General features: G+C 73.6%; 9 protein-coding genes. 6 read left to right on the top strand and 3 right to left on the bottom strand.

Annotation, left to right across the window (positions count from 1 at the left end; genetic code table 11):
• Together BZL64_RS35215 and hemW are read left to right on the top strand one after the other, a co-directional pair.
• Positions 1 to 841 (top strand): PP2C family protein-serine/threonine phosphatase (locus BZL64_RS35215; RefSeq protein ID WP_143663401.1); only part of this gene is annotated, 841 nt, incomplete at its 5' end.
• Positions 842 to 893: 52 nt separating this feature from the next.
• Entirely contained in the window at positions 894 to 2,126 is a 1,233-nt protein-coding gene (hemW, locus tag BZL64_RS35210; RefSeq protein ID WP_086773124.1) for a radical SAM family heme chaperone HemW, read from the top strand.
• A gap of 25 nt (positions 2,127 to 2,151) precedes the next feature.
• Here the strand turns inward: hemW and BZL64_RS35205 are convergent, their stop codons facing one another.
• Together BZL64_RS35205 and BZL64_RS35200 are read right to left on the bottom strand one after the other, a co-directional pair.
• Positions 2,152 to 2,958, bottom strand: coding sequence for a DUF3097 domain-containing protein (locus BZL64_RS35205; protein ID WP_086773123.1), 807 nt, complete (start codon positions 2,956 to 2,958; stop codon positions 2,152 to 2,154).
• Positions 2,959 to 2,989: 31 nt separating this feature from the next.
• Positions 2,990 to 3,715: an MBL fold metallo-hydrolase gene (locus tag BZL64_RS35200; RefSeq protein ID WP_086773122.1), complete on the bottom strand. Its 726-nt coding sequence runs from the start codon at positions 3,713 to 3,715 to the stop codon at positions 2,990 to 2,992.
• 260 nt (positions 3,716 to 3,975) lie between these two features.
• Between BZL64_RS35200 and hrcA the strand changes: the two genes are divergently transcribed.
• From hrcA to BZL64_RS35180, 4 genes are all read left to right on the top strand, one after another.
• On the top strand, positions 3,976 to 4,992 hold the full coding sequence (gene hrcA, locus BZL64_RS35195; protein ID WP_086773121.1) for a heat-inducible transcriptional repressor HrcA: 1,017 nt from the start codon (positions 3,976 to 3,978) through the stop codon (positions 4,990 to 4,992).
• Positions 4,993 to 6,126: a molecular chaperone DnaJ gene (gene dnaJ / locus BZL64_RS35190; RefSeq protein WP_086773120.1), complete on the top strand. Its 1,134-nt coding sequence runs from the start codon at positions 4,993 to 4,995 to the stop codon at positions 6,124 to 6,126.
• Positions 6,127 to 6,248: 122 nt separating this feature from the next.
• Complete coding sequence (locus BZL64_RS35185) at positions 6,249 to 7,349, top strand: nitronate monooxygenase (RefSeq protein ID WP_086773119.1); 1,101 nt, start codon at positions 6,249 to 6,251, stop codon at positions 7,347 to 7,349.
• The gene (locus BZL64_RS35180) at positions 7,346 to 8,092 is read left to right on the top strand and encodes a 16S rRNA (uracil(1498)-N(3))-methyltransferase (protein ID WP_086773118.1); all 747 of its coding nucleotides are present in this window, start codon (positions 7,346 to 7,348) and stop codon (positions 8,090 to 8,092) included. Before BZL64_RS35185 ends, BZL64_RS35180 begins: the two co-directional genes overlap by 4 nt.
• 6 nt (positions 8,093 to 8,098) lie before the next feature.
• Here BZL64_RS35180 and BZL64_RS35175 read toward each other — a convergent pair whose 3' ends face one another.
• Positions 8,099 to 8,350, bottom strand: a complete 252-nt coding sequence (locus BZL64_RS35175; protein ID WP_341868849.1) for a hypothetical protein — start codon at positions 8,348 to 8,350, stop codon at positions 8,099 to 8,101.
• Positions 8,351 to 8,697: the final 347 nt, after the last annotated feature.

Here is an 8,697-nt window from a genome sequence, read left to right as displayed (position 1 = left end):
CGAGGACCTCGGCCGGCGGGTGGCGCTCGCCATCGGCGCGGCCCGCCAGTACGCCCGCCAGGCCACCATCAGCGCCGTCCTCCAACGGGGTCTGCTGCCCGGCGCGGTCGCCGAGATCCCCGGCCTGCGCAGCGCCCTCGTGTACGAGCCGCGCGAACAGGGCGGGCCGAGCGGCGACTTCTACGACCTGTTCCCGGTGGGCGACGGCCGCTGGTGCTTCGCGGTCGGCGACGTCCAGGGCAAGGGCCCCGAGGCGGCCGTCGTCATCGGGCTGGCCCGCCCCTGGCTGCGGCTGCTGGCCCGCGAGGGATACGGCGTCGCCGACGTCCTCGACCGGCTCAACCAGCTCCTCCTCGACGACGCCACCGAGGCCGCCGACGCCGCCGCCCGCGCCTTCGTCGGCCCGGCGGGCCCCGGCGACGGCCCGCAGACCCGCTTCCTCTCCCTCCTCTACGGCGAACTCGTGCCCTTCGACGGAGGCGTCCGCTGCACCCTCGCCTCGGCCGGCCACCCGCTGCCCCTGCTCCTCGGCCCCGACGGCAGCGTCACCACGGCCGCGCAGCCGCAGACCCTCCTCGGCGTCATCGAGGACGCCACGTACGTCAGCGAGAGCCTCGACCTGTGGCCCGGCGACACCCTGCTGTGCGTCACCGACGGCGTCACCGAGCGCCGCTCGGGCTCCCGCCAGTTCGACGACGGCGACGGCCTCGCCGTCGCCCTGTCCGGCTGCGCGGGGCTGGACGCGGAGCTGATCGCCGAACGGATCCGCCACCTCGTCCACGAGTTCGGCGGACGGCCTCCCGAGGACGATCTGGCCCTGCTGGTCCTCCAGGCGGAATAGCGCCCCACAGCGCCCGGGGGAGCTTCGCGCCGCGTACGGGACAATGGAGGACATGCCTTCCGCTCTTCCCGACGGCGAGCCCGTCCCCACCGACGGCGCGCTGCCCGCCTCCGCGCTCGCCGGGGCCGCCGACCGCCCCCTCGGGTTCTACCTGCACGTGCCCTACTGCGCGACCCGCTGCGGCTACTGCGACTTCAACACCTACACCGCCACCGAGCTGCGCGGCACCGGTGGCGTCCTCGCCTCCCGCGACAACTACGCCGACACCCTGATCGACGAGATCCGGCTGGCCCGCAAGGTCCTCGGCGACGACCCGCGCGAGGTCCGCACGGTCTTCGTCGGCGGCGGTACGCCCACCCTGCTCGCGGCCGGTGACCTGGTCAGGATGCTCACCGCGATCCGCGACGAGTTCGGCCTCGCCGCGGACGCGGAGGTCACCACCGAGGCCAACCCGGAGTCCGTCGACCCGGCGTACCTCGCCACGCTCCGCCAGGGAGGCTTCAACCGGATCTCCTTCGGCATGCAGAGTGCCCGGCAGCACGTCCTGAAGGTCCTCGACCGCACCCACACGCCCGGCCGCCCCGAGGCCTGCGTCGCGGAGGCCCGCGGGGTCGGCTTCGAGCACGTCAACCTGGACCTGATCTACGGCACCCCCGGCGAGTCGGACGACGACTGGCGGGCCTCCCTGGACTCCGCCCTCGGCGCCGGACCCGACCACATCAGCGCCTACGCCCTGATCGTCGAGGAGGGCACCCAGCTCGCCCGCCGGATCCGCCGCGGCGAGGTCCCGATGACCGACGACGACGTCCACGCCGACCGGTACCTGATCGCCGAGGAGACGATGGCCGCGGCGGGCTTCGACTGGTACGAGGTGTCCAACTGGGCAACCTCCGAGGCGGGCCGCTGCCTGCACAACGAGCTGTACTGGCGGGGCGCCGACTGGTGGGGCGCCGGTCCGGGAGCCCACAGCCACGTCGGCGGCGTGCGCTGGTGGAACGTGAAGCATCCGGGGGCGTACGCGGCGGCGCTGGCGGGAGGCCGCTCACCGGGCGCCGGCCGCGAGATCCTCTCGGACGAGGACCGCAGGGTCGAGCGGATCCTGCTGGAGCTGCGGCTGAAGGAGGGCGTGCCGCTGTCCCTGCTGCGGCCCCAGGGGCTCGCGGCCTCGCGCCGGGCCCTGTCGGACGGACGGCTCCAGGAGGGCCCGTACGAGCAGGGGCGTGCCGTGCTCACGCTGCGGGGGCGGCTGCTGGCGGACGCGGTGGTGCGGGACCTGGTGGACTGACGGAACCCAGGGCTCGGTCATGTGATCAGGGCACGGTCACGTGGTCGATGAGACGCTCGACCGATCCCAGCAGCTCCGGCTCCAGGTCCCGGTAGGACCCGACCCGCTCGAGGATCGCCTGCCACACCGCGCCGGTGTTCTCCGAGGGCCAGCCCAGCGCCCGGCACACCCCCGTCTTCCAGTCCTGCCCGCGCGGGACGCGGGGCCAGGCCTCGATGCCCACCGCGGACGGCTTCACCGCCTCCCAGATGTCGATGTACGGGTGGCCCACCACCAGCGCGTGCTCGCTCGTCACCGACTGTGCGATGCGCCATTCCTTGGTGCCGGGGACGAGATGGTCCACGAGGACGCCGAGGCGGGCGTCGGGGCCGGGGGCGAACTCGGCGACGACCGCCGGCAGGTCGTCCACGCCCTCCAGGTACTCCACGACCACGCCCTCGACGCGCAGGTCGTCGCCCCACACCTTCTCCACCAGCTCGGCGTCGTGCCGGCCCTCGACGTAGATCCGCCCGGCGCGGGCCACCCGGGCGCGGGCGCCGGGCACGGCGACCGAACCGGAGGCGGTACGGGTGGGCCGTACCGGAGCGGACGACGTGGGGCGGACCAGGGTCACGGGCCGGCCCTCCAGGAGGAAGCCGCGGGGCTCCAGCGGGAACACGCGGTGCTTGCCGAAGCGGTCCTCCAGGGTGACCGTGCCCGCCTCGCAGCGGATCACCGCGCCGCAGAAACCGGTGCCGGGCTCCTCCACCACCAGGCCGGGCTCGGCCTCGACCTCCGGGGCGGGCCGCTGCTTCTTCCACGGGGGTGTCAGGTCCGGTTGGTACTGGCGCATTCGGATGACGATAGGAGAAGCCCCGGCACGGTCACGGCGACACGCCGAAACGTGCGGCCAGCGCGTCCCGTTGGGCCCGGACGAACGCCCCGTCCACCACCGCGCCGTGACCGGGCACGTACAGCGCGTCCTCGCCGCCGAGGGCCAGCAGCCGGTCGAGGGCGGCGGGCCAGTGCGACGGTACGGCGTCGGGGCCCGCCTGCGGCTCACCGGACTCCTCGACGAGGTCGCCGCAGAAGACGACCTCGGGCGAGCCGGGGCCCGCAGGAACGAGGACGGCCAGATCGTGCGGGGTGTGGCCGGGGCCGACGTTCGCCAGCAGGACCTGCCGGCCGCCGCCCAGGTCGAGGGTCCACTCGCCGCAGACCAGGTGGCGGGGCCGTACCAGCGTGTCCGCGGCCTCCGAGGCCGTATCGGCGTCGAGACCGTTGCGGACCGCGTCCGCGAGCAGCTCCCGCGCCGGCGTGTTCTCCGCGCCCACCGCCGCGTAGACCTCGGCGCCCGCGAAGGCCGCCGCCCCCAGGACATGGTCGAAGTGGGGGTGCGTGAGCGCGAGATCGGTCACACGGTGACCTGCGAGTTCCTCGGCGTGCAGGCGCAGCCGGGCACCCTCCGCGAGGCTCGACCCCGCGTCCACCAACAGGGCCCGGCCCTCCCCGACGACCAGCCCCGCCGTGCAGTCCCAGCCGGGCAGCCGGCACCGGCCGACCCCCGTGGCGATCCGCTCCCACCCCAGCTCTTCCCAAGTCACCGTCATACCGCGAGGCTAGGGCCTGTCGTCTGGATCAGGCCGGCCGTGACCGACGGTTCGTCCCGGCTGACCCCGCGACGCCCGGCATGATCCAGACGAGAGTCCCTAGGCCCTGTCGTCCCTGGCGGCCCGGCCGGGCGACCGACCTTGCCCCAGGTGTACCCCACAGCCGTACACTGGGCCGGGGAACGCTGGCACTCGGATGCGAAGAGTGCCAGGCGAGACGCCCGGGGGACCGGGGAAGACTTTTCTGGAGGTGAGCGCGGGTGCTGAGCGAACGCAGGCTGCAAGTGCTGCGCGCCATCGTCCAGGACTACGTCGGCACCGAGGAACCGGTGGGTTCCAAGGCGCTCACCGAGCGCCACAACCTCGGCGTCTCACCGGCGACGGTCCGTAACGACATGGCCGCCCTGGAGGACGAGGGGTTCATCGCCCAGCCGCACACCAGCGCCGGGCGCATCCCCACCGACAAGGGCTACCGGCTGTTCGTCGACAAACTGGCCGGCGTCAAGCCGATGACGGCGCCCGAGCGGCGCGCCATCCAGAACTTCCTGGACGGCGCCGTCGACCTCGACGACGTCGTGGCCCGGACGGTACGGCTGCTCGCGCAGCTCACCCGGCAGGTCGCCGTCGTGCAGTACCCGTCGCTGACCCGCTCCACCGTGCGCCACGTCGAGCTGCTGGCGCTGGCACCGGCCCGGCTGATGCTGGTGCTCATCACGGACACCGGGCGGGTCGAGCAGCGGATGGTGGACTGCCCCGCGCCCTTCGGCGAGGCCTCGCTGGCGGATCTGCGGGCGCGGCTGAACAGCCGGGTCGCGGGCCGTCGCTTCAGCGATGTGCCGCGCCTGGTGGAAGACCTGGCCGACGCCTTCGAGAACGAGGACCGCGGCACGGTCACCACGGTGCTCTCCACCCTGCTGGAGACGCTCGTCGAAGAGAACGAGGAGCGGCTGATGATCGGCGGAACCGCCAATCTCACCCGCTTCGGACATGACTTTCCCCTCGTCATCCGACCCGTCCTGGAAGCCTTGGAGGAGCAGGTCGTGCTCCTCAAGCTCCTGGGCGAGGCCGGGGATTCGGGCATGACCGTACGCATCGGTCACGAGAACGCCTATGAGGGGCTCAACTCCACTTCGGTGGTGTCGGTCGGCTACGGTTCGGGCGGCGAGGCAGTCGCCAAGCTCGGCGTGGTCGGACCGACCCGCATGGATTACCCGGGAACGATGGGAGCGGTACGCGCAGTGGCACGGTACGTCGGACAGATCCTGGCGGAGTCGTAAGTGGCCACGGACTACTACGCCGTTCTCGGCGTGCGCCGCGACGCGTCGCAGGAAGAGATCAAGAAGGCCTTCCGGCGGCTCGCACGCGAGCTTCACCCGGACGTCAACCCCGATCCGAAGACCCAGGAGCGGTTCAAGGAGATCAACGCCGCCTACGAGGTGCTGTCGGACCCGCAGAAGAAGCAGGTCTACGACCTCGGCGGCGACCCCCTGTCCCAGGCGGGCGGCGGCGCGGGCGGCTTCGGAGCCGGTGGCTTCGGCAACTTCTCCGACATCATGGACGCCTTCTTCGGCACGGCGTCGCAGCGCGGGCCGCGCTCGCGCACCCGCCGCGGCCAGGACGCGATGATCCGGCTGGAGATCGACCTCGACGAGGCCGCCTTCGGCACGACCAAGGACATCCAGGTCGACACGGCGATCGTCTGCACCACCTGCAGCGGCGAGGGTGCCGCGCCGGGGACCAGCGCGCAGACCTGTGACATGTGCCGCGGTCGCGGTGAGGTGTCGCAGGTGACGCGGTCCTTCCTCGGCCAGGTCATGACCTCGCGGCCCTGTCCGCAGTGCCAGGGCTTCGGCACCGTCGTGCCGACCCCGTGCCCGGAGTGCGCGGGCGACGGACGCGTGCGCTCGCGTCGCACGCTGACGGTGAAGATCCCGGCCGGCGTCGACAACGGCACCCGCATCCAGCTCGCCGGCGAGGGCGAGGTCGGGCCCGGCGGCGGTCCCGCCGGTGACCTGTACGTCGAGATCCACGAGCTGCCGCACGCGCAGTTCCAGCGGCGCGGCGACGATCTGCACTGCACGGTGACCCTGCCCATGACCGCGGCGGCCCTCGGCACGAAGGTGCCGCTGGAGACGCTCGACGGTCTGGAGGAGGTCGACATCCGGCCCGGCACCCAGTCCGGGCAGTCGATCCCGCTGCACGGGCGCGGAGTGACGCATCTGCGGGGCGGCGGGCGCGGTGACCTCATCGTGCATGTCGAGGTGCAGACGCCCAACAAGCTGGACCCCGAGCAGGAGCGGGTGCTGCGGGAGCTGGCGAAGCTGCGCGGCGAGGAGCGGCCCCTCGGGCAGTTCCAGCCCGGTCAGCAGGGGCTGTTCTCCCGGCTGAAGGACGCGTTCAACGGGCGCTGACGGTGAGTGGGCGGGGCGGCGGGGGCGTTTCGGCCCCCGCCGCCCCTTCCCGTTCCCGTCCCCGGAGGCCGAGCCTCCGGACGGGCTGCACGGTTGTCCCGACGACGTGACAACATGCCGTCATGTCCTCCGCACTGACCGATCTCTTCCCTCTCCCGATCGTGCAGGCCCCCATGGCGGGCGGCGTCTCCCTCCCGCAGCTCGCCGCCGCCGTGTCCGAGGCCGGCGGGCTGGGGTTCCTGGCCGCCGGGTACAAGACCGCCGACGGCCTGTACCAGGAGATGAAACAGCTGCGGAGTCTCACCTCCCGGCCCTTCGGCGTGAACCTGTTCATGCCGCAGCCGGAGCATGCGGAGACCGGCGCCGTCGAGGTCTACGCCCATCAGCTGGCCGGCGAGGCCGCCTGGTACCAGACCGAGCTGGGCGATCCCGACAGCGGCCGCGACGACGGCTACGACGCCAAACTGGCGGTGCTGCTGGACAACCCGGTGCCGGTGGTCTCGTTCCACTTCGGTGTGCCCCGTCCGGACGTGCTGGACGCGCTGCGCCGGGCCGGCACGTTCACGCTGGTCACCGCGACCACCGCCGAGGAGGCCGTCGCCGTCGAGCGGGCGGGCGCGGACGCGGTGATCGTCCAGGGTGTGGAGGCCGGCGGCCACCAGGGCACCCACCGGGACATCCCCGAGAACGACGGCTCCGGCATCGGCGTGCTCGCGCTGCTCGCCCAGATCCGGGAGGCCGTGAGCCTGCCGCTGATCGCCGCTGGCGGTCTGATGCGCGGCAGCCAGATCGCCGCCGTCCTCGCCGCCGGAGCGAGCGCCGCCCAGCTCGGTACGGCCTTCCTGGCGACCCCGGAGTCCGGCGCCGCCGCCGTCCACAAGGAGGCGCTGACCAACCCGCTCTTCGTGCGTACGGAACTGACCCGCGCCTTCTCCGGGCGGCCGGCCCGCGGCCTGGTCAACCGCTTCCTGCGCGAGCACGGCCCGTACGCGCCCGCCGCCTACCCGGAGGTCCACCACCTGACCTCGCCGCTGCGCAAGGCCGCCGCGAAGGCGGGCGACGCGCAGGGCATGGCGCTGTGGGCGGGCCAGGGACACCGGCTGGCCCGCGCCCTGCCCGCCGGGCAGCTGGTGGAGGTGCTGACGGCCGAACTCGACACGGCGAGGACAGCGTTGTCGGGCGGCGGCGCGGCCGGTGCGGCCGGTATGGGCGGTGCGCGATGACCGCGCCCGTGTTCGTCGTCGAGGAACTGCCCGGCGGTCCGGGCGAGTTCGTGCTGGACGGGCCCGAGGGGCGGCACGCGGTCTCGGTGAAGCGGCTGCGGGCCGGTGAGGAGGTCGTCCTCACCGACGGCACCGGCCGCTGGGCCGAGGGCGAGGTCGTCGCCGCCGAGGGCAAGGACCGGCTGGTCGTCCGGCTGACGCGGGTGGCGGAGGAGCCCGCCGGGTCGCCGCGGATCACCGTCGTGCAGGCGCTGCCCAAGGGCGACCGGGGGGAGCTGGCCGTCGAGACGATGACCGAGACCGGCGTCGACGCGATCGTGCCGTGGGCCGCCTCCCGGTGTATCACCCAGTGGAAGGGCGACCGAGGGCTGAAGGCGCTCGCGAAGTGGCGGGCCACCGCCCGTGAGGCCGGCAAGCAGTCCCGCCGGGTCCGCTTCCCCGAGATCGCCGACGCGGCGACCACCAAGCAGGTGGCGGCACTTCTGGCCCGTGCCGACTTCGCTGCCGTGCTCCACGAGGACCGCGACTACGGCAGCGAGCCCCTCGCCACCGCCCAACTCCCCACCAACGGCGAGATCGTGCTCGTCGTCGGACCCGAAGGGGGCGTCTCGCCCGAGGAGTTGGCGCTCTTCGAGGCGGCCGGCGCCAAGGCGTACCGGCTGGGGCGGAGCGTGCTGCGGACCTCGACCGCCGGGACGGCCGCCGGCGCCCTGATCCTGGGCCGGACCGGTCGCTGGTCCTGACCGGCCCTAGGAAGGGGCCGCCGCCGCGCGGCTGACGGCGTCGAACAGGATCCAGCCGTCCAACTCCCCCTCCTGACCATCGCGCCCCTCCTGCGGGAGCAGTCCGCGGCGGACGGCCTCGTCGAGGAGGGCGCGCACGGTGCCGGGCCGGTGCAGGTTGAGGTGGTGGGTGCGGTCGCCGACGCCGCCGCTGTGCGAGTACGCGCCACCGCCGACGTAACGGCCCCCGCCCTCCCGGAACACGATCCGGGTGCGCACGCCGTCCCGGGCCAGGGTGAGGACGTCCCGGCAGCCCTGGCCGTCCCGGTGCCGGTGGCGGACGGTCCACAGGTAGGTGGTGGTGTCGTCGACGGTCAGCTACCCTCAGGCGGCGGTGGTCGCGCATGCGGTCACGGTAGACGGGGTCGGTGGTGCGGCGCATGGCGTTAAGTGCTCTACCGCGGCCCCGCGGGCGGTGGCAGGCTGCCTTGCATGGGGGCATGGAGGAGACGGATGCGGGGCCGGGCGCGCGGGGCACGTGCGGCGGCCGTGGCGGGGCTCGCGGTCCTGGCCGTGGGCGGGGCGGTGGCCTGCGAACCGGGCGGCATCGGCTCGGCGGCCGTCGC

This window comes from Streptomyces bobili, from assembly GCF_002154575.1.
GTDB lineage: Bacteria > Actinomycetota > Actinomycetes > Streptomycetales > Streptomycetaceae > Streptomyces > Streptomyces bobili.
This window is presented reverse-complemented; position numbering and strand designations above follow the sequence as displayed.

Bases quoted from the DNA above. Each gene is read 5' to 3' on its own strand.
- BZL64_RS35200 (WP_086773122.1), bottom strand. From the start codon at position 3,715: ATGACGGTGACTTGGGAAGAGCTGGGGTGGGAGCGGATCGCCACGGGG.
- BZL64_RS35185 (WP_086773119.1), top strand. From the start codon at position 6,249: ATGTCCTCCGCACTGACCGATCTCTTCCCTCTCCCGATCGTGCAGGCC.
- BZL64_RS35205 (WP_086773123.1), bottom strand. From the start codon at position 2,958: ATGCGCCAGTACCAACCGGACCTGACACCCCCGTGGAAGAAGCAGCGG.
- hemW (WP_086773124.1), top strand. From the start codon at position 894: ATGCCTTCCGCTCTTCCCGACGGCGAGCCCGTCCCCACCGACGGCGCG.
- BZL64_RS35180 (WP_086773118.1), top strand. From the start codon at position 7,346: ATGACCGCGCCCGTGTTCGTCGTCGAGGAACTGCCCGGCGGTCCGGGC.